The following is a 20,059-nucleotide window of genomic DNA, read 5'->3' on the forward strand; positions in this document are numbered from 1 at the left end:
GGCCAAAGCGGGCGCGCGCTGCACGGCGCGGCGGCCGGACGCGCGGCGGCGGCGGGCTGCGGCGCGTTGCGGCGGGCCTCCTCCTCCACCTTGCGGCGGGCCTCGGCCTCGATCTTCTCGCGCGCTTCCTGCTCGGCGCGCAGCGCGGCCTCCTCGGCGGCGCGGCGGTCCTCTTCCGCCTTGCGGGCGGCTTCCTCGGCGGCGCTGCGCACCATCAGGGCCTGGCGCTCGCGCTCCTCGCGCTGGCGCTGGGCCTCCTGGCGGCGCATCTCCTCCAGCACGCGCAGGCGGTTCGCCTGCTCGGCCTGGGTCAGCGGCCGGCCGGTGGCCGGGCCGCTGCCGCCCCGGTTGACGGGGCCGCTGGCGCGCTGCGGGCCGCCCGCCGGGCGGGGGCCGCTGGCCTGCTGCGGGCCGCCGGCGGGCTTGGCGCCCGGCGCGGGCGGGCCACCGGCGCGCTTCTTCACCACTTCAACCTGCACGGTCTTGCCGCGACCATGGCTGAAGGACTGCCGCACAGTCCCGGCAGCCTCGGTCTTCCCACGGTCCATGAGACCGCTGGGCCGAAGGCTCAGCCGGCCCTTGGCAGCATCCTGTTCATTCTGGTCGCTCATTCGTTCGCCTGAACCCGATCCGTCTTGTGCCATCAATCCTATCGCGAGCCGTTGCCGGGCTCACGTCCCCGCTCCGTTCGCGATACCGGAGACGGCGGCCAGACGGCCCGCCTCCTGCACCAACATGTCGGCGATCCGTCCGGGGGCTATCGCCACGTGTACCGCATGATCCCGTCCGAACACCGCGCCCAATTCCTTTGCCGTCAGAACATCAATCAAGGGAGCCTTGCGGCTTCCCATCAGCCTCGCCCGCTCGGCGGGGCTGCCGTCACTCGCCTCGACCAGCGCGGCGGCCCGTCCGGCCTTCAGCCATTCGCGCACCTGCTGGAAGCCGCTCACGGCCTGTCCGGCCCTGCGCGCAAGCCCCACCTGGTCGCGGATGCGAACCTTGAGGCCAGTCTCAATCCGGGCGCGAAGGTCGGGGGGCAATTGCACCTGCCCGCGGGCCGCCCTCGAGAAGGCGCCCTTGGTCAGGCCGCGTTCTAGCACATCGGCCCGCGCGCTCAACCACATTCCCCGCCCGGGCAGCCGCCCGGCGAGATCGGGCACGACCTGCCGGTCCGGCCCCAGCACGAAGCGGATCATCGCTTCCTTGGGCAGGCTCTCCCGCGTCACGATACAGCGGCGCAGCGGGCCTTTCAGTTCCGGCTCAGGCCCTTCCCCCTCGGCGGTCTCCAGGGAGACATCCTCGGGGCGCGGGGCCGGCACGGTATCAGGATTGCTGGTCGTCACCCTTCTCCTCGGCGCTGCCCTTCTCTTCCGACGCGAACCAGTGCTCGCGCGCGGCCATGATGATGGCGTTCGCCGTTTCCTCGTCCACAGCCTCGGCGCCGAGGATCTCGATCAGCTCATCGGCTGCCAGGTCGGCCAGGTCGTCGAGCGACTTCACGCCCTTCTCGCCCAGAGTCACCAGCATGGCGGGGCTGAACCCACCCGCCTCGGCCACCGCGTCCTCGACGCCGAGGGCGCGGCGCTTCTCGTCGAGCTGCTCGTCGCGCCGGTCCAGGAAGCCCTGGGCGCGGCGCTTCAGCTCGGCGGCCACGTTCTCGTCGAAGCCCTCGATGCCGGCGAGATCCTCGTCCGGCACGTCCACCAGCTCCTCGGCGGAGCCGAAACCCTCGGTCACCAGCAGGCCGGCGATGACGTCGTCCACGTCCAGCGCCTCGACGAACAGGCCGGTCCGCTTGCGGAACTCCTCCTGCCGGCGCTCGCTTTCCTCGGCCTCGGTAAGGATGTCGATGTCCCAGCGCGTCAGCTGGGAGGCAAGGCGGACATTCTGGCCGCGGCGCCCGATCGCGAGGGAAAGCTGGTCATCCGGCACGACGACTTCAACCCGCTTGCTGTCGTCGTCCATCACCACCTTGGAGACCTCGGCCGGGGCCAGGGCGTTCACCACGAAGGTGGGGTTGTCGGGGGACCAGGGGATGATGTCGATCTTCTCGCCCTGCAGCTCGGCCACCACCGCCTGCACGCGGCTGCCGCGCATGCCGACGCAGGCGCCGACCGGGTCGATGCTCGAGTCGCGGCTGATCACCGCCATCTTGGCGCGGCTGCCCGGGTCGCGGGCCACGGCCTTGATCTCGATGATGCCGTCGTAGATCTCCGGCACTTCCTGGGCGAACAGCTTGGCCAGGAAGCCGGGATGCGTACGCGACAGGAAGATCTGCGGTCCGCGCGGCTCCTCGCGCACGTCGTAGATGTAGGCGCGCACGCGGTCGCCGTTGCGGAAGGCCTCGCGCGGGATGGTCTCGTCGCGCCGCAGCAGGGCCTCGGCACGGCCGAGATCGACCATCAGGTTGCCGTACTCGGTGCGCTTGACCACGCCGTTGACGATCTCGCCCACGCGGTCCTTGTACTCGTTGAACTGCTTGCCGCGCTCCACCTCGCGCACCCGCTGCACGATCACCTGCTTGGCGGTCTGCGCGGCGATGCGGCCGAAATCGATCGGCGGCAGGGGGTCGACGATGAACTCGCCCACCGCGATGCCGGGCCTGATCTTCTGCGCGATGCGCAGCGGGATCTGGGTCGCCTCGTTCTCGACCGGCTCCTGCTCCACCACCTCGGTCCAGCGGGAGAGCTTCACCTCGCCGGAGCGGCGGTCGATGACGGCGCGGATGTCCTTCTCGTGCCCGTACTTGGCGCGGCCGGCCTTCTGGATGGCCTGCTCCATCGCCTCCAGCACCTCGTCGCGCTCGATCATCTTCTCGCGGGCGACGGCCTCGGCGACCTGCAGCAGCTCCGGGCGGGCAATGGCAACGTCTGCGGCCATGGTCCTCAGTTCCTCCTGGCGTGGGGCGGGCGGCCGGGTTCCTCGTCGGAGTCGTCCTCCGCCTCCCGGAACCGGGCGGCCTCGGCCGCGGTGGCAGCGATCAGTTCATCGGTCAGCACCAGCTTGGCGCGGCGCATGTCGGCCCGGGGCAGCGCCACCTCGGCGCCATCCTCCAGCCGCAGCCGCACCACCGCCTCGTCCGCGCCCAGCGCGATGCCGCGGAAGCGGCGCCGACCCTCGAAGGGAATGCTCATCTCCACCGTCGCCACATGGCCGGCGAAGCGCTGCCAGTCCCTGGTGCGGGTCAGCGGGCGGTCGATTCCGGGCGAGGAAACCTCGAGGTTCCACTCGCCGGTGAAGGGGTCGTCCACGTCCAGCACGGCGCCGGCGGCATGGCTGATCGCCTCGCAGTCCCCCACCCCGATCGGCCGGCCGTCCGTGCGGTCGGCCATGATCTGGACGGTGGGAGTCTGCTTGCCCTGGATCTGCACGCGCACGATCTCGTAGCCCATCGCCGACAGCGTCGGCTGGATGGTGGCGGCAATGCGGGCCTCAAGGCCCTCATTCTGTGGCAGATCGTCTTCCAAAAAACAAAAAAGGCGGCCCGCTAAGGCCACCCCCCTGACTGTGCAGCGAAGATGTTCTGCGCCTCATATAATCCTGTGTGCCGGTAAATACAAGAAAACCCGCGCTTCGCCCGGCTTGCCCCGGCAAGGTCCGGGCCGGGGGCCGGGGGCCGGGGGCCGGCGCCGGTCAGCCCTGCGGCAGCGCCCGCTCCAGCCGCGCCACATGCGTCACGCGGCAGAGACCATGCGTGCAGACGGAGAGCACGGCGCCGGACAGGCGGTTGTCGTGCACCTGCGCCAGGCCGAAGCCATGCAGCCGCAGCAGCAGGAAATGGCCGGTCACCCGCACGAGGTAGAGGCCTTCCTCCAGCCCGCCGCGCCGCGCCAAGCCGATCAGGGTGGGGCGGCGGGAGAAGGGGAGGGCGGAGAGGGGAAGCGGCGTGCAGCGCACCCGGGCCATGCCGAGCGCCGCCACCACGTCCCGCCAGTAGGCGGTGACGATCTCGCCCGTGGCCGGATAGTGCGGGGGAGAGGCGGCACGCAGCAGGGCGCAGGCCTCGGCGTAGCTGCACCCCGAGGCCAGGGCGACGGCCGCCGGCCCGCACCAGGGCAGATTCCCCCCCCGCTCGGCGGCCAGGGCCTCCGCGCCACGACGGCCAGCTTCATGCTCGGGGTCGGGGGAAAGTTGCAGCATCACCACCGCACGTTGTCGTGAGCGGTGAGGTCACGTCAATTCCCTTGTTCAGGGATACAAAAAGAGCCGCGGCACCGTGGCGGCCCTGCAACGCACGGTAGCTTAACCCTGGCGGCGCCACACCCAGTACATGGGCTGACGGCCCTCGCGCAGCGCCTTGGCCTCGTAGCGCGTGCCGGGCCAGCCCTCGGGGCGGCTCAGCTCGAGCGAGACGCGGGTGAAGGCATCCTGCGCGCCCATCACCTCCACCACCCATTCCTGGTAGGTCGGGTCGTCGGTGGCGATGCGCCATTCGCCGCCCGGGCGGATCGCCCGCGCCAGCACCGGGATGATGCTGGGGTGGACGAAGCGGCGCTTGGCGTGGCGCGCCTTCGGCCAGGGGTCGGGGAACATCAGGAACAGGCGGGAGAGGCTGGCCTCGGGCAGGGTGCGCAGCAGGCGGCGCGCATCCTCCGTCCAGAGGCGCAGGTTGGGCGGCAGCGGCGCGGTGGCCTCCTGCTCCTCCGGCACCAGCCGCGTCAGCAGCGAGCAGATGCCGTTCTCGAACACCTCGGCCGCGATCAGCCCGGCCTGGGGGTTGGCCTCGATCTGCGCCAGCGCGTGCTCGCCGCCGCCGAAGCCCACCTCCAGCCACAGCTCCTGTGGGCGCACCGGGAAGGCCGCCAGCGGGTCGGCCGGGTCGAGGGCGAGGCGGGGCAGCGTGACGTCCATCAGGCGCTGCTGGCGCTGGCGCAGCGGGTGGCCGCGGCGGCGCCCGTAGAGCCGGTCGGGAACGGGGGGCGGCGCTTCGCTCATGCTGGGGAAAACCGTGTGGATTCAGGGGAAAACTTCCCCGGGACGGCGCCACGCGGAAGGCGGGCGCGGGCGGGAGGGGACCTGCCCCTCCCGCCGCGAAGGCAGCTCAGCGGCCGAAGGCGCGCTTCAGCTCGGCGGCCAGGTCGGTCTTCTCCCAGGTGAAGGTGCCCTTCTCCGGGTCCGGCGTGCGGCCGAAATGGCCATAGGCCGAGGTCGGCGCATAGATGGCGCGGTTCAGGTGCAGATGCTCGCGGATGCCGCGGGGGGAGAGATTGACCATGTCGTTGACGACCTTGGCCAGCTTCACCTCGTCGACGTCGCGCCCCGTGCCGTGCAGGTCGAAATACACCGAGAGCGGCTTGGCCACGCCGATGGCGTAGGAGACCTGGATGGTGCACTTCTCGGCCAGGCCGGCGGCGACCACGTTCTTGGCGAGGTAGCGGCAGGCATAGGCGGCCGAGCGGTCCACCTTGGTCGGGTCCTTGCCCGAGAAGGCGCCGCCGCCATGCGGCGCGGCACCGCCATAGGTGTCGACGATGATCTTGCGCCCGGTCAGGCCGCAATCGCCGTCCGGGCCGCCGATGACGAAGGTGCCGGTCGGGTTCACGTAGAACTCGTCCTCCGGCACGCTCCAGCCCTCAGGCAGGCTGCTCACCACGATCGGGCGGACCAGATCGCGCACCTGCGCCTGGGTCATGCCCTCCTCGTGCTGGGTCGAGACCACCACCGAGGCGACGCCGACCGGCTTGCCGTCCACGTAGCGCAGCGTCACCTGGGACTTGGCATCCGGCAGCAGGCCGCGCACCGACTTGTCGTTGGTGCGGCGGCGCTCGGCGATGCGGCGCAGGATCAGGTGCGCGTAGTAGAGCGGCGCCGGCATCAGGTCCGGCGTCTCGGTGCAGGCATAGCCGAACATGATGCCCTGGTCGCCGGCGCCCTCGTCCTTCTCGCCGGAGGCGTCGACGCCCTGGGCGATGTGCGCGGACTGGGCGTGCAGGTGGCAGGCGATCTCGGCGTTCTTCCAGGAGAAGCCTTCCTGGTCGTAGCCGATGTCATGCACCGCCATGCGCGCGAGGTGCATCAGCAGCTCGGGCGTCACGCTCGCCGGGCCGCGCGTCTCGCCGGCCAGGATGATGCGGTTGGTGGTGACCAGCGTCTCGCAGGCCACGCGGGCATACGGGTCGGCTTCCAGGAAGGCGTCCAGCACCGTGTCGCTGATGCGGTCGGCAACCTTGTCGGGGTGGCCTTCGGAGACGGACTCCGAGGTGAACAGATATTCGCCCTTGTCGCGCATGGCCTTATCGTCCTCTTGTCGCGATGGCGACCGGCTCGCCCCGGCCTGGCTATCCCCCGCGGAATCGCGGCGCGCGCTGTGTCGCAAGCGCCGCACGGGGGGTCAAGGGAGGAAGGGGCATCGCAGTGCCGCGTTTCATCGCGGCGTCACGCGCAGGGGGCTGCCGCCCCCGCCGCGCGCTGCCTTCAGCCCATCCCGAGCACGTGCTTCATGTCGTAGAGGCCGGCCGGCTGCCGCGCCGCCCACAGCGCCGCCCGCACCGCGCCGGTGGCATAGACGCGCCGGTCGAAGCTGCGGTGGGTGAGGGCGATGTGCTCGCTGCCGGCGGCGAAGAGCAGGGTGTGCTCGCCCACCACCTGCCCGCCGCGCAGCGCGGCGAAGCCGATGGGGCCGGTGGCGCGGGGGCCGGTATGCCCGTCCCGGCCGCTCTCCATGCCGACCTCCTCCAGTGTCTTGCCGCGCCCGCGCGCCACGGCGCGGCCGAGGCCGATGGCGGTGCCGGAGGGGGCGTCCACCTTCTGCCGGTGGTGCATCTCGACGATCTCGGCGTCGTATTGCTCGGGCGGCAGGGCGGCGGCCATGCGCTCGGCCATGGCAAAGAGCAGCGCCACGCCGGGGGAGAAGTTGGCGGCATAGACCACCGGCACGGACTCCGCCGCCGCGGCCACCGCCGCCTCCTGCGCCGCCGAGAGGCCGGAGGAGCCGAGGATGAGCGGCTTGCCATGCCGCGCCGCCAGCGCCGCATGCGCCTCGGCCGTGGCGGCGTTGGTGAAGTCGATCACCACCTGGCTCTGCGCGAACAGGGCATCGGCATCGTCGCCGCGGCCGGTGCCGCCGGCCAGGGTGGCGCCGGCGGCCGCCACCTCCTCGGCGAGAAGCGTGCCCATGCGGCCCGAGAGGCCGGCGATGCCGATGCGGAGCGTCATGCTGTTTCCCGTGAAACGAAGGGTGGTTGCCGGGGGAGGGGGTGCCTCCGCCCGGCGCGGCGGCTGTTCTACCGCCCCAGCCCGTCCCAGAAATCCTTCACCTTGGCGAAGAAGCCTTCGCTCTCGGGCGAGGAATTGCCGTTCTGCCCCACCTCGCCCTCGAACTGCTCCAGCAGCTCGCGCTGGCGGGCGGTGAGGTTCTGCGGCGTCTCGACCGCCACCTGCACATACATGTCCCCCCGCGCCGCCGAGCGCAGCACGGAGAAGCCCTTGCCGCGCAGGCGGAACTGGTCGCCCGTCTGGGTGCCGGCGGGGATGGTGACGCGGGAGCGCCCGCCATCGATGGTCGGCACCTCCACCGCGCCGCCCAGCGCCGCCTGCGTCATGCGCAGCGGCACCCGGACGAAGATGTTGGCGCCGTCGCGCTGGAACAGCGCGTGCGGGCGGACGGCGATGTCCACGTAGAGATCGCCCGCCGGGGCGCCGCGCAGCCCGGCCTCCCCCTCGCCCGAGAGGCGGATGCGCGTGCCGTCCTCCACCCCGGCCGGGATGGTGACGTTCAGCGTCCGCTCGCGCTGCACGCGGCCGGCGCCCTGGCAGACCTTGCAGGGGTTCTTGATGACGCGCCCGGTGCCGCCGCAGGTGGGGCAGGTGCGCTCGATCAGGAAGAAGCCCTGCTGCGCCCGCACCTTGCCGGCGCCGGCACAGGTGGTGCAGGTCTGCTGCGCGCTGCTGGCCTTGCCCTCGGCGCCGGTGCCGTCGCAGGCGTCGCACTGCACGCTGGTGGGCACGCGGATGGTCGTGCGCGTGCCGGCGAAGGCCTCCTCCAGCGAGATGTCCACCGCGTGGCGCAGGTCGGCGCCGCGGCCGGCCGCCGCACCGCCGCCGCGCCGCCCGGCGCCGCCGCCGAACTGGCCGAACATCTCGGCGAAGATGTCCTCGAAGCCGCCGCCGCCGAACGGGTTGCCACCGCCGAAGCCGCCGGCACCGGGCCCGCCGCCGCCACCCTCGAAGGCGGCATGGCCGAAGCGGTCATAGGCGGCACGCTTCTCGGCGTCCTTCAGCACGTCATAGGCCTCGTTCACCTCCTTGAAGGAGGTCTCGGCGGCCTTGTCGCCCGGGTTGCGGTCCGGGTGATATTTCATGGCGAGCTTGCGGTAAGCCTTCTTCAGCTCATCCTCGCCCGCGCCCCGGGCCACGCCCAGGGTCTCGTAGTAGTCCTTCTTGGCCATGGTGCGGCCTGTCCCCCAAGCTCCGGAACGACGATGCGCCCGACCCCTTCGTCGGAGCCGGGCGCCCGTGGATTCAGCGCGGCTGATTCACCCTAGCGCTGGGCGCCTCAGCTGGGCTTCTTCTTGCTGGGGTCGACATCCTCGAACTCGGCGTCCACCACCTTCTCGCCCGGCTTGGTCTCCGCGCCAGGCTGGGCCTGGGCCTCGGCCGCGCCCTCGGCGGGGGCGGCCTTGTAGACGGCCTCGCCCACCTTCATCGCGGCGGCGCCCAGGCGCTCCGTGGCGGCCTTGATCGCCTCCAGGTCGTCGCCCTCGCGCGCCGTGCGGGCCGCGGCCAGCGCAGCCTCGGCCTCGCCCTTCTCGGCCTCCGGCACCTTCTCGGCGTTGTCCTTCAGCGACTTCTCGGTCGTGTGGATCAGCGCCTCGAGCTGGTTCTTGGCCTCGACCGCCTCGCGCCGCTTCTTGTCGGCCTCGGCATTCGCCTCGGCGTCCTTCACCATGCGCTCGATGTCGGCGTCCGACAGGCCGGACTTGGCCTGGATCTTGATCTGCTGCTCCTTGCCCGTCGCCTTGTCCTTGGCGCTGACCGACACGATGCCGTTGGCGTCGATGTCGAAGGAGACCTCGATCTGCGGCACGCCACGGGGAGCCGGGGTGATGCCCTGCAGGTCGAAATTGCCCAGCAGCTTGTTGTCCGCCGCCATCTCGCGCTCGCCCTGGAACACCTTGATGGTGACCGCGGTCTGGTTGTCGTCGGCGGTGGAGAAGGTCTGGCTCTTCTTGGTCGGGATCGTCGTGTTGCGGTCGATCAGCCGGGTGAACACGCCGCCCAGCGTCTCGATGCCGAGCGACAGCGGCGTCACGTCGAGCAGAAGAACGTCCTTCACCTCGCCCTTCAGCACGCCGCCCTGGATGGCGGCGCCGATGGCGACCACCTCATCGGGGTTGACGTTGCGGGCCGGCTCCTTGCCGAAGAAGGTCTTCACCGCCTCGATGACCTTGGGCATGCGGGTCATGCCGCCGACCAGGATCACCTCGTCGATCTCGCCGGCGTTCAGCCCGGCATCCTTCAGCGCCAGCTTGCAGGGCTCCAGCGTCCGCTGCACCAGGTCGTCCACCAGGCTCTCCAGCTTGGCGCGGGAGAGCTGCAGCACGAGGTGCTTCGGCCCGGTGGCGTCGGCGGTGATGAAGGGCAGGTTGATCTCGGTCTGCTTGGCGCTCGACAGCTCGATCTTGGCCTTCTCGGCGGCCTCCTTCAGGCGCTGCAGGGCGAGCTTGTCGCCGCGCAGGTCGATGCCGTTCTCCTTCTTGAACTCGTCCGCCAGGTAGTCGATGACGCGCTGGTCGAAATCCTCGCCGCCCAGGAAAGTGTCGCCGTTGGTGGACTTCACCTCGAACACGCCGTCGCCGATCTCGAGGATCGAGACGTCGAAGGTGCCGCCGCCGAGGTCATAGACCGCGATGGTGCCGGTGGCCTTCTTGTCCATGCCGTAGGCGAGGGCGGCGGCCGTCGGCTCGTTGATGATGCGCAGCACCTCGAGGCCGGCGATGGCGCCCGCCTCCTTGGTGGCCTGGCGCTGGCTGTCGTTGAAGTAGGCGGGGACGGTGATGACGGCCTGCGTCACCTTCTCGCCGAGATAGGCCTCGGCCGTCTCCTTCATCTTGGTCAGCACGTTGGCGCTGATCTGCTGCGGCGCCTGCTTCTGCCCGCCGGCCTCGACCCACGCATCGCCATTGTCGGCGCGGATGATCTTGAAGGGGGCGAGGCCCGCTTCCTTCTGCACCATCTTGTCGTCGAAGCGGCGCCCGATCAGGCGCTTCACGGCGAACAGCGTGTCGGTCGGGTTGGTCACCGCCTGGCGCTTCGCGGCCTGGCCCACCAGCCGCTCGCCATTCTTGGCGAAGGCGACCATGGACGGGGTGGTACGCGCGCCCTCGGAATTCTCCAGCACCTTCACATCGCCGCCTTCCATGATGGCGACGCAGCTGTTGGTGGTGCCGAGATCGATGCCGATGACTTTGCTCATCCGAGTTCTCCTTTGCGGCGGATGGGGGCGGCCCTGTCTCTGGCGCCGCGCCCATCCCCTGTTCTCATCAGGCGGGGTGTTGGGGTGACCGCCCGGGCGGGAAAGCGGTGCCGGACGGTTGTGACTGCGATGTATTGAGCCGCGCCGCCCCGGACAAGGGCGACTCGCCCGGGCTGCGCAAAAAACGTGCAGCGGAGCAGAGCAGGTATTCCACCCGCTTGCCGTTGCGCGGGTCCGTCGCCTGGCCGATGGGGCGGAAGCCCAGCCGCCGGTGGAAGGCCATGCTCTGCGGGTTGGGCGGGTCGAGGTTCACCTCGCAGCCCAGCGCCGCCACGCCCGGCAGGGCGGCCAGCGCGGCGTAGAGCCGGCGGCCGAGGCCCTGGCCCTGCGCCGCCGCGTCCACCACCACGCGGTCGACATAGGCGGCCTCCGGGTGGCGGGCGCGCATCCAGGCGTGGTTGGGGCCGCGCTCCGGCGTCTCCGGCCCGAAGGCCAGGAGGAAGCCGAGCAGCCGCTCCCCCTCCCAGGCGGCCAGCGCCAGCAGGGCGCCGGCGCACTGGACGGCGAAGGCCTCGGGCGTGAGGGCGTTCACCGCCGCGGCGTGCCGGTTGTTCAGGGCCAGCAGGGCAGGGTGCTCGGCCGCGGCGACGGGCCGCAGCGCCATGGCGCCCGGTCCACCGCTCATTCCGCCGCTTATTCCGCCGCTTATTCCGCCGCTTATTCCGCCGCTCACGCGGTTTCCGAGACGCCCTCGCCGGCCACCACCACCATGGCGGGCTTCAGCAGGCGGCCGTTCAGCGTCCAGGCCGGGGTCCAGGCCTGGATGACGGTGCCCACGGCCACGCCTTCCGGCGGCGGCTGCTGCGCCATCGCCTGGTGCAGCTCGGGGTCGAAGGGCTTGCCGGTGGCATCGTGCTTGGCCACGCCGTTGCGCTCCAGGATGGCGAGGAAGGCCCGCTCCACCCCTTCGAAGCCGCCGCGCAGCTTGGTCAGCAGCTCGGCCTCGTCCTCCCGGGGGGCGGGCAGCGCCTCCAGGCCGCGGCGGAGGTTGTCGGCGGCCTCCACCACGTCGCGGGCGAATTTCTGCACCGCATAGGCGCGGGCATCCTCCACCTCGCGCTTGGTGCGGGCGCGCAGGTTCTGCATCTCCGCCTCGGAGCGCAGCCAGCGGTCCTTCACCTGCGCCAGCTCGGCCTCCAGCTCGGCGAGGCGCGCCATGGCGTCGGCGGGCTGGGCGGGGGTCTGCTGCTGTTCGGCGGCCGGCGTTTCCGCGGGCTGGGTCTGGTCGTTCATCACAGGATCATTCTTTTCAGTCATGTCAGCGCCTGCAAGGCCATTTCAGGCCTCCAACTAGGGAAGCCGACCCGCCGGGACAAGGAACGGTTGCGGGATGCCTGGCCCCGATCGCCCGATTCCGCTCTCCTGTCATCCGCCTGCCTCTTGACCAAACCCCCTTCCGTGGCATTTCCGGAACCATGTCCGAACCCCACCGCCCCCGCGTCGCCATCATCCTCTTCAACCTCGGTGGGCCGGACGCGCCGGAAGCGGTCCGGCCCTTCCTGGAGAACCTGTTCACCGACCCCGCCATCCTGCGGGTGCCGGGCTTCATCCGGCCCTGGCTGGGGAAGTTCATCGCCGCGCGCCGCACCAAGGCGGCGAGCGAGAACTACGCCATCCTCGGCGGCAAGTCCCCGCTGCGCGAGCTGACGGAGGAGCAGGGCGCCGCGCTGGAGCGGGCCCTGGCGCCGGAGGTGGAGGCGCGCTGCTTCATCGCCATGCGCTACTGGCACCCCTTCGCCGAGGAGGCGGCGCGGGCGGTGAAGGCGTGGGGCGCGGAGGAGGCGGTGCTGCTGCCGCTCTACCCGCAATTCTCCACCACCACGACCGGCTCCTCCATGGAGGACTGGCAGGAAGCCTGCGCGAAGGTGGGGCTGGACCTGCCCACCAAGGCGCTGTGCTGCTTCCATTCGGACGAGGATTTCGCCCGCTCCACCGCCGCCATGGTGCGCGCGGCCTACGATTCCGCCCGCGCCGAGCTGCCGGAGGGGGTGAGGCTGCGCCTGCTGTTCTCCGCCCACGGCCTGCCGGAGAGCATCGTCAAGCGCGGCGACCCCTACCAGTGGCAGGTGGAGCGCACGGTGGAGGCGGTGGTGCGCCAGCTCGGCATCGAGGGGCTGGACAGCGGCATCTGCTACCAGTCCCGCGTCACGCCGCAGAAATGGATCGGCCCCTCGCTGGAGACGGCGCTGGAGCACGCGGCGAAGGACAAGGTGGCGGTGCTGGTCAGCCCCATCGCCTTCGTCTCGGAGCATTCCGAGACGCTGGTAGAGCTGGATGTCGAGTACAAGGAGCTGGCCCACAAGCTGCACCTGCCCGGCTATTTCCGCGTGCCGGCGCAGAACAGCGATGCCGGCTTCATCGATTCGCTGGCCGGGCTGGTGCGGCGGGTGCGCGGCGGCAACCGGGCGCTCTGCTCCTTCGCCGGCGCCCGGCAATGCCCCAAGGTGCACCGCGACTGCCCGCACGCCCGCGCCCGGGACGCCGCGTGATGCGCGCCGCCGCCTCCCGGCCCGCCGCCATCCTGTTCGACTGCGATGGCGTGCTGGCCGACAGCGAGGCGCTGGCCGCCATGGTCGTGGCCGAGGAGCTGACGGAGCGCGGCTGGCCGGTCTCGCCCGAGGAATGCCAGCACATCTTCCTCGGCCGCGCCGTGCCGGACATGATGCCGATCATCGAGCAGCGCTTCGGCCCCGTGCCGGATGACTGGCCGGCCCGCATGTCCCGCCGCCTGACCGAGCGGATGGCGCGCGACGTGGTGCCGGTGCCGGGCGCCAAGGCCGCCGTGGCGGCGCTGCGCGCGGCGGGGATGACGCTGGCCTGCGCCTCCAACTCCTCCCGCGCCGAGCTGTCGGCGAAGCTGGGTCGGCTCGACCTGGCGGCGGCCTTCGAGGGGCGCGTCTTCTCCTTCGAGGATGTGGACCGGCCGAAGCCCTACCCCGACATCTACCGCGCCGCCGCCCTCTCCTGCGGCGCCGCGCCGGAGGATTGCGTGGTGGTGGAGGACAGCCTGCCCGGCATCCGCGCCGGCCGCGCCGCCGGCTGCCGCGTGCTGGCGCTGGTGTGGGACATGCCGGAGGCGATGCTGCGCGCCCAGGGGGCCGAGCCCTTCCGCAGCATGGCGGAGCTGCCGGCGCTGCTTGGAGTGGCATGATGGACCTGGGCTTCCTCGCCGGCTGGTACCCGTGGACCAAGTCGCTGCACCTGCTCTCGGTCTTCGCCTGGATGGCGGGGCTGTTCTACCTGCCGCGGCTCTATGTCTATCACACCCCCGCCGAACCCGGCTCGGCGCAGAGCGAGCTGTTCAAGGTGATGGAGCGCCGCCTGCTGCGCGGCATCATGAACCCGGCGATGATCTCGGCCTGGATCTTCGGCGTGACCCTGGTGCTGACGCCGGGGGTGGTGGACTGGTCGGCCGGGTGGTGGCACGGCAAGCTGGCCGGGCTGCTGGGCATGACCTGGTTCCATCACCACCTGGCCTATGCCCGGAAGGCGTTCGTCGCCGATGCCCGGCACCGCACCGAGCGCTACTGGCGCGCCATGAACGAGGTGCCGACGGTGCTGCTGATCCTCATCGTCATCATGGTGATCGTGAAGCCGTTCTGAGGCACCGCCGAGGCGGCGCTGAAAATCGCCGCCGGCTGCCTTGAAAATCGCGCTGCGTGGTCTACTTTGCCCATTGACGGAGTCCGGCGGGCGAACCTAGCCTTCGGCACTTCCCGTCAAGGGCGTTAAGCGCAGGGTTTCGCCTGTTCTGGCGCCGAGACTCCCTCCCTCCTTATCCGGGACATGGCCGGCCGCGTTCCTCATGCGGCCACGGCTCGCAGGCAGGCCGCGCTGCCCGCCCTCCGCAGATGTCCCGACTGCTCCCCGCCGGAACGGAATGCGTCCGACCCATGCACCTCTCTGAACTCAAGGCCAAAAGCCCCGCCGACCTGCTCGCTTTCGCCGAGTCGCTGCAGATCGAGAACGCATCCATCCTGCGCAAGCAGGACATGATGTTCGCGATCCTGAAGCAGCTGGCGGAGAACGATCAGGCGATCCATGGCGACGGCACGCTGGAGATCCTGCCGGATGGCTTCGGCTTCCTGCGCAGCCCCCAGTCCAACTACCTCCCCGGCCCGGACGATATCTATGTCTCCCCCGCCCAGGTGCGCCGCTTCGGCCTGCGCACCGGCGACACGGTGGAGGGGCAGATCCGCGCGCCGAAGGACGGGGAGCGCTACTTCGCGTTGCTGAAGGTCAACACCGTCAATTTCGAGCCGCCCGAGGCGCTGCGCCACCGGATCAACTTCGACAACCTCACCCCGCTCTATCCGACGCGCCGGCTGAAGATGGAGAACCCGGAGTTCGAGAGCGTCGCGAAGGGCATCCAGAAGGACTACACGCCGCGCGTCATCGACCTGGTGGCGCCGATCGGCATGGGCCAGCGCGCGCTGGTGGTGGCGCCGCCGCGCACCGGCAAGACCGTGATGCTGCAGAACATCGCCCGCAGCATCAGCGCCAACCACCCCGACGTCTTTCTTCTCGTCCTGCTGATCGATGAGCGGCCCGAGGAAGTCACCGACATGGCCCGCACCGTGCGCGGCGAGGTCGTGGCCTCCACCTTCGACGAGCCGGCCACCCGCCACGTGCAGGTGACGGAGATGGTGCTGGAGAAGGCCAAGCGGCTGGTCGAGCACAAGCGGGACGTGGTGATCCTGCTCGACTCCATCACCCGCCTTGGCCGCGCCTACAACTCGGTGGTGCCGTCCTCGGGCAAGGTGCTGACCGGCGGCGTGGACGCCAACGCCCTGCAGCGGCCGAAGCGCTTCTTCGGTGCCGCCCGCAACATCGAGGAAGGCGGCAGCCTGACGATCATCGCGACCGCCCTGATCGACACGGGCAGCCGCATGGACGAGGTGATCTTCGAGGAGTTCAAGGGCACCGGCAACTCCGAGCTGATCCTCGACCGCAAGCTCTCCGACAAGCGCGTCTTCCCCGCCATCGACATCACCAAGTCCGGCACGCGCAAGGAGGAGGTGCTGATCGACCGCGCCACCCTGACCAAGATGTGGGTGCTGCGGCGTATCCTGAACCCGATGGGCACGCAGGATGCGATGGAATTCCTGCTGGACAAGCTGAAGTACAGCAAGACCAACCAGGACTTCTTCGACGCCATGAACACCTGACTTTTCTGCAAGCTGCCGGTCAGGGCCAGGACGGGATTGCAATGCTGCGCCGGGACGCTCCGGCCCGGCGTCGCGGCCCGCGCCTCGGCTCCCCTGCGGCAGCCTGACAGAAGGAAGATGGGGGTCCGGGGGAATTCATTCCCCCGGGCTTTTTTATGACCTCTGCCCTTCGCGGACTGCGTGCCTCGCTTCTCCGCCCGTGGCGCTAGGGTGCGCCGGGCCGACAGAAGGGGATGGGCGGATGCAGGGCAGGTCCTGGCAGGGTGTCTCGGTGGCGGAGTTGGAGCGGGCCTCGCACACGGCCGTGCCGGCGCTGCGCACGGCGTTCGACGGGCCGTTCCTGGTGCGGGCCTTCCTGGGCGGCACGGGGCGCGCCAACGCGGCCAGCGCCATCGACCCTTCGCAGGATGCCGGGCTTCCGGAGCGGCTGGAGCGCATCGCCGCCGCCTACCGGCGCGTCGGCATGACCCCGCGCTTCCGCTCCACGCCGCTCGACCCGCCCGGGCTGGAGGAGGCGCTGCTGGAACGCGGCTACCGCGAGGCCGATGCGTCGCTGGTGATGGCGGGGCCGCTGGCGGGCTTCGCCGCCGGGGATGCCGCGCTGGAGGCGCTGCCGGCACCGACCGAGGAGTGGCTCTCGGTCCTGGCCACGGCGGAATACCAGACGGAGAAGCGGCGGGCCGAGAAGCTGCAGGCGCCGGCGTTGATGATGGTGCCAGCCGCCTGGCTGCTGCTGCGCGTGGAAGGCCAGGCCGCCGCGGCGGGGCAGGTGGCGGCCGATGGGCGGCTGCTGGGCTTCTTCGACATCGCCACGGCGCCCGCCTTCCGCCGCCGGGGCATGGCACGCCGGCTGCTGGCCGCCGGCGCGGCCTGGGGGCAGGCGCAGGGCGCCACCACGGGCTGGCTGCAGGTCTCGGCCACCAACACCGCGGCGCGGGGCCTGTACGAGGCGCTGGGGATGCGGGAGATCTACCGCTACCGCTACTTCCTGCCCGGCTGAGCCGCAGGCCGGCCCGCCGGGGCCGGCGGGCTCTGCCTCAGGGGATGAACACCGTGCTGCCGGTGGTCCGGCGCCCTTCCAGGGCGCGGTGCGCCTCGGCCGCGTCCTTCAGCGCGTAGGTCTGGTTGACCTCGATCTTCACCGCGCCGGACAGCACGACGGAGAACAAATCGGTCGCCGTGGCCACCAAGTCGGCATGCTTGGCGGTGTAGGTGGCCAGCGTCGGGCGCGTCAGGAAGAGCGAGCCCTTGGCGGCGAGGATGCCGATATCGACCGGCGGCACGGCGCCCGAGGCATTGCCGTAGGAGACCATCATGCCGAGCGGGGCGAGGCAGTCCAGCGAGGCCATGAAGGTGTCCTTGCCGACGCTGTCATAGACCACGGGCAGCATGGCGCCGTTGGTGATCTCCTTCACCCGCGCGGGCAGGTCGTCCTGGCCGGAGATGAGCACATGCTCGGCGCCGTGGGCGCGGGCGAGCTCGGCCTTCTCCGGCGTGGAGACGGTGCCGATGACGGTGCAGCCGAGCTGCTTCGCCCACTGGCACATGATCAGCCCGACGCCGCCGGCGGCGGCATGCACCAGGATGGTCTCGCCCGCCTTCACGGGGTAGGTGCGGCGCAGCAGGTACTGGGCGGTCATGCCCTGCAGCATCATGCCGGCGGCGGTCTTGTCGTCGATGCCGTCGGGCAGCTTCACCAGGCGGTCCGCCTTGATGGTGCGGGCCTGGCAGTAGGCGCCGATGGGCGCCATGGCATAGGCCACGCGGTCCCCCACCACGAGGCCGGAGACCTCGCTGCCCACCGCCTCGACCACCCCCGCCGCCTCCATGCCCAGCGTGGCGGGGAGGGAGGGGAGCTTGTAGAGGCCGGTGCGGAAATACACGTCGATGTAGTTCAGGCCCACCGCGCCGTGGCGGACCAGCACCTCGTCGGGCTTCGGCGCGGGGACGGGCACTTCCTCCCACACCATCTTCTCGGGGCCGCCATGTTCGTGGATGCGGATGGCATGGTTCATAGGAGGGTTCCTTGCTGGCGCAGGCTGCGTCGTTCGAGGTCCAGGAGGTAGCGCTTGGTGGCGGGGCCTTCGCCGCCGGAGTAACCGCCCAGCGCGCCGTTGGCTCCGACCACGCGGTGGCAGGGGATGATGATGGGAATCGGGTTGGCGCCGTTGGCCTGCCCGACCGCCCGCGCCACGGAGCCCAGGCCGGCGGCCAGGGCGGCGTAGCTGCGCGTCTCGCCGGGCGGGATCTCGGCCAGGGCGGCCCAGACCCTCCGCTGGAAGGCGCTGCCATGCGGGGCCAGGGGAAGGTCGAAGACCATCCGCTGACCGTCGAAATAGTCCTGGAGCTGGTCGCGCGCGGCGAGGAGGACGGGGGTTTCCGTCTGGTCCCGGCCACGGCCCCAGTCGAGCGCCACGATCGCCCCATCCTCCTCGGACAGGGTGAGCGCGCCGAGGGGGGAGAGGAGTGAGAGCTGCGGCATGCGGGTACGATTCGACACGCGTGGGCGGCAGCGTCAAGGGCTGGCTGCACCCGCGCGGCGCCACCGTGACCGGCCCCTTGGCCGACCCCGCCCGGGCTGCCTAAATGGGCCGGGCGGCGGGGCTTTCTCCCCGGCCGGCAGGCTTCAGGGAATCGCGCCGATGAACGACCTTTCCGATCCGCCCCCCTATTTCCAGGCGCATGTCTTCGTCTGCTGCAACCTGCGCCCGGATGGGCACCGCCGCGGCTCCTGCGCCGCGCGCGGCAGCGAGAAGCTGAAGGACTACATGAAGGCCCGCGCCAAGGAGCTTGGCATCCCCGGCATCCGGGTGAACCAGGCCGGGTGCCTCGACCGCTGCGAATTCGGCCCCGCCATCGTCATCTACCCCGAGGGCGTCTGGTACAAGGCCGAGACCACGGCCGACATCGACGAGATCCTGGCGGCGCATCTGGTCGAGGGCGGCCGCGCCCGCCGCCTGATGCTGACCGAGAAGGACGTGGTCGCCAAAGGCTGACCGCGGGGCCCGGGGCGGCCGTCGCCGCCCCGGCGGAGGTCCAGGGGGCGGCGCCCCCTGGCCGCGCTTGAAAGATATCTGCACCCATGTCGTTCGACACCATCTTCGCCCTGGCGTCCGGCGGCGGCCGCGCGGCCGTCTCGCTGCTGCGCCTCTCCGGCCCCGGCAGCGGCGCCATCCTCGACCGGATCGCCGGTGGCCGCCCCGCGCCGCGCTTGGCCAGCCTGCGCCGCCTGCGCCACCCGGAGAGCGCCGAGCTGCTGGACGAGGCGCTGGTGCTCTGGTTCCCCGGCCCGCGTTCCTACACGGGCGAGGATGCGGCGGAGCTGCACCTGCATGGCGGCCGCGCCGTGCTGGAGGGGGTGACGGCGGCGCTGCTGGCCTGCGGCGCGCGCCCCGCCGAGCCGGGCGAGTTCACCCGCCGCGCCTTCCTCAACGGCCGCATGGACCTGACGGAAGCGGAAGGCATCGCCGACCTGATTGCCGCCGAGACCGCGGCGCAGCGGCGGCAGGCGCTGCGGCAGGCGGGAGGTGCCCTGGCCGTGCGCTACGCCGGCTGGGCAGAGCGGCTGACGCGGCTGCTGGCGCACCAGGAGGCGGCCATTGAGTTCGCCGAGGATGGGCTGCCGAACACGCTGGAGGCGGAGGTGCGGCGGGAAGGCGCGGCGCTGGCCGCCGAGATCGGCGCGCATCTGGCGGATGGCGGACGCGGCGAGCGGCTGCGGGAGGGGCTGTGGGGCGCCATCGTCGGCGCGCCGAATGCCGGGAAGTCCTCGCTGCTGAACGCGCTGGCGGGGCGGGAGGCGGCCATCGTCTCGGCCCGTGCGGGCACCACGCGGGACATCGTGGAGGTGCGGCTGGAGCTGGGTGGCGTGCCGGTCTGGCTGGCCGACACCGCCGGGCTGCGCGAGACGCCGGACGAGATCGAGGCTGAGGGGGTGCGCCGCGCCCGGCGGCGGGCGGAGGAGGCGGACCTGCTGATCGCCGTCTTTGCCGCCGACCAGCCGCCCGATGCGGAGACGCTGGCGCTGCTGGCCCCCGGCACGCTGGTGGTGGCGAACAAGACCGATCTGGCGCCGGCGCCGGCCACGATCGGCGGCCAGGCGCCCATCGCCCTCTCGGCGCGGGACGGGGAGGGGCTGGCGGCCTTGCGGGCGGCACTGGAGGCGGTGGCGGCCGAGCGGGCCGGGCTTTCCGAGGAAGCCAGCCTGACCCGGCCGCGCCACCGCGCCGCGCTGGGCGAGGCGGTGGCCTGGATCGAGGAGGCCACTCGCGCCCCCCTGCCGGAACTGGCGGCCGAGGCGCTGCGCGCCGCGCTGCGCGCGCTCGGACGGCTGACTGGCCGGGTGGGGGTGGAGGCGGTGCTGGACGTGGTGTTCGGGGATTTCTGCATCGGCAAGTAGCAGGCGGCTTTTTGCAGC

Annotated in this window: 21 protein-coding genes; 7 read left to right on the forward strand and 14 right to left on the reverse strand. The window is 71.3% G+C overall.

Annotated features, from left to right (window positions below; translation table 11 throughout):
- The 12 genes from ACFOY6_RS17950 to ACFOY6_RS18005 all read right to left on the reverse strand — a co-directional run.
- Positions 1–548, reverse strand: a 548-nt coding sequence (locus ACFOY6_RS17950; protein WP_379651833.1) for a translation initiation factor IF-2 associated domain-containing protein, incomplete at its 3' end; no start/stop codon positions are given.
- Positions 549–671: 123 nt separating this feature from the next.
- The gene (locus ACFOY6_RS17955; protein ID WP_109515958.1) at positions 672–1,289 is read right to left on the reverse strand and encodes an RNA-binding protein; all 618 of its coding nucleotides are present in this window, start codon (positions 1,287–1,289) and stop codon (positions 672–674) included.
- A gap of 34 nt (positions 1,290–1,323) precedes the next feature.
- Positions 1,324–2,880 (reverse strand): transcription termination factor NusA, encoded by a 1,557-nt coding sequence (gene nusA / locus ACFOY6_RS17960; protein ID WP_379651834.1) that lies wholly within the window; start codon positions 2,878–2,880, stop codon positions 1,324–1,326.
- 5 nt (positions 2,881–2,885) lie between these two features.
- Positions 2,886–3,467, reverse strand: coding sequence for a ribosome maturation factor RimP (gene rimP, locus ACFOY6_RS17965; protein ID WP_181378000.1), 582 nt, complete (start codon positions 3,465–3,467; stop codon positions 2,886–2,888).
- Between the two features lie 166 nt (positions 3,468–3,633).
- Positions 3,634–4,140, reverse strand: a complete 507-nt coding sequence (locus ACFOY6_RS17970; protein WP_379651835.1) for a hypothetical protein — start codon at positions 4,138–4,140, stop codon at positions 3,634–3,636.
- Positions 4,141–4,242: 102 nt separating this feature from the next.
- On the reverse strand, positions 4,243–4,935 hold the full coding sequence (gene trmB / locus ACFOY6_RS17975; RefSeq protein ID WP_379651836.1) for a tRNA (guanine(46)-N(7))-methyltransferase TrmB: 693 nt from the start codon (positions 4,933–4,935) through the stop codon (positions 4,243–4,245).
- A 106-nt stretch (positions 4,936–5,041) separates the two neighbouring features.
- Positions 5,042–6,229, reverse strand: coding sequence for a methionine adenosyltransferase (gene metK / locus ACFOY6_RS17980; protein ID WP_109515797.1), 1,188 nt, complete (start codon positions 6,227–6,229; stop codon positions 5,042–5,044).
- Positions 6,230–6,414: 185 nt separating this feature from the next.
- Positions 6,415–7,155 carry a 4-hydroxy-tetrahydrodipicolinate reductase gene (gene dapB, locus ACFOY6_RS17985; protein WP_379651837.1) on the reverse strand — a complete coding sequence of 247 codons (741 nt, stop codon included), beginning with the start codon at positions 7,153–7,155 and terminating at the stop codon, positions 6,415–6,417.
- A 68-nt stretch (positions 7,156–7,223) separates the two neighbouring features.
- Positions 7,224–8,387: a molecular chaperone DnaJ gene (gene dnaJ, locus ACFOY6_RS17990; protein WP_109515799.1), complete on the reverse strand. Its 1,164-nt coding sequence runs from the start codon at positions 8,385–8,387 to the stop codon at positions 7,224–7,226.
- 107 nt (positions 8,388–8,494) lie between these two features.
- The gene (gene dnaK / locus ACFOY6_RS17995; protein WP_109515800.1) at positions 8,495–10,414 is read right to left on the reverse strand and encodes a molecular chaperone DnaK; all 1,920 of its coding nucleotides are present in this window, start codon (positions 10,412–10,414) and stop codon (positions 8,495–8,497) included.
- A 67-nt stretch (positions 10,415–10,481) separates the two neighbouring features.
- Positions 10,482–11,099, reverse strand: a complete 618-nt coding sequence (locus tag ACFOY6_RS18000) for a GNAT family N-acetyltransferase (protein ID WP_379651838.1) — start codon at positions 11,097–11,099, stop codon at positions 10,482–10,484.
- Between the two features lie 44 nt (positions 11,100–11,143).
- Complete coding sequence (locus ACFOY6_RS18005) at positions 11,144–11,707, reverse strand: nucleotide exchange factor GrpE (RefSeq protein ID WP_245906111.1); 564 nt, start codon at positions 11,705–11,707, stop codon at positions 11,144–11,146.
- A 182-nt stretch (positions 11,708–11,889) separates the two neighbouring features.
- On the opposite strand from ACFOY6_RS18005, the gene hemH reads away from it, so the two are divergent.
- The 5 genes from hemH to ACFOY6_RS18030 all read left to right on the forward strand — a co-directional run bounded on the left by hemH (position 11,890) and on the right by ACFOY6_RS18030 (position 16,642).
- Positions 11,890–12,963 (forward strand): ferrochelatase, encoded by a 1,074-nt coding sequence (gene hemH / locus ACFOY6_RS18010; RefSeq protein WP_109515803.1) that lies wholly within the window; start codon positions 11,890–11,892, stop codon positions 12,961–12,963.
- Positions 12,963–13,625, forward strand: coding sequence for an HAD family hydrolase (locus ACFOY6_RS18015; protein ID WP_379651839.1), 663 nt, complete (start codon positions 12,963–12,965; stop codon positions 13,623–13,625). Before hemH ends, ACFOY6_RS18015 begins: the two co-directional genes overlap by 1 nt.
- Entirely contained in the window at positions 13,625–14,077 is a 453-nt protein-coding gene (gene hemJ, locus ACFOY6_RS18020) for a protoporphyrinogen oxidase HemJ (protein WP_109515805.1), read from the forward strand. Before ACFOY6_RS18015 ends, hemJ begins: the two co-directional genes overlap by 1 nt.
- Positions 14,078–14,367: 290 nt before the next feature.
- Complete coding sequence (gene rho, locus ACFOY6_RS18025; RefSeq protein WP_109515806.1) at positions 14,368–15,642, forward strand: transcription termination factor Rho; 1,275 nt, start codon at positions 14,368–14,370, stop codon at positions 15,640–15,642.
- Positions 15,643–15,883: 241 nt separating this feature from the next.
- Positions 15,884–16,642, forward strand: coding sequence for a GNAT family N-acetyltransferase (locus ACFOY6_RS18030; protein ID WP_379651840.1), 759 nt, complete (start codon positions 15,884–15,886; stop codon positions 16,640–16,642).
- A 37-nt stretch (positions 16,643–16,679) separates the two neighbouring features.
- Here ACFOY6_RS18030 and ACFOY6_RS18035 read toward each other — a convergent pair whose 3' ends face one another.
- Positions 16,680–17,657: a quinone oxidoreductase family protein gene (locus tag ACFOY6_RS18035; protein WP_379651841.1), complete on the reverse strand. Its 978-nt coding sequence runs from the start codon at positions 17,655–17,657 to the stop codon at positions 16,680–16,682.
- A complete protein-coding gene (locus ACFOY6_RS18040; protein WP_109515809.1) occupies positions 17,654–18,124 on the reverse strand; it encodes a methylated-DNA--[protein]-cysteine S-methyltransferase in 471 nt (156 codons plus the stop codon). Before ACFOY6_RS18040 ends, ACFOY6_RS18035 begins: the two co-directional genes overlap by 4 nt.
- 160 nt (positions 18,125–18,284) lie before the next feature.
- Between ACFOY6_RS18040 and ACFOY6_RS18045 the strand changes: the two genes are divergently transcribed.
- Both ACFOY6_RS18045 and mnmE read left to right on the forward strand, forming a co-directional pair.
- Entirely contained in the window at positions 18,285–18,638 is a 354-nt protein-coding gene (locus tag ACFOY6_RS18045; RefSeq protein ID WP_379651842.1) for a (2Fe-2S) ferredoxin domain-containing protein, read from the forward strand.
- 86 nt (positions 18,639–18,724) lie between these two features.
- The gene (gene mnmE, locus ACFOY6_RS18050) at positions 18,725–20,041 is read left to right on the forward strand and encodes a tRNA uridine-5-carboxymethylaminomethyl(34) synthesis GTPase MnmE (RefSeq protein WP_379651843.1); all 1,317 of its coding nucleotides are present in this window, start codon (positions 18,725–18,727) and stop codon (positions 20,039–20,041) included.
- Positions 20,042–20,059: the final 18 nt, after the last annotated feature.

This window comes from Teichococcus aestuarii (genome assembly GCF_042651065.1).
Taxonomy (GTDB): domain Bacteria; phylum Pseudomonadota; class Alphaproteobacteria; order Acetobacterales; family Acetobacteraceae; genus Pseudoroseomonas; species Pseudoroseomonas aestuarii.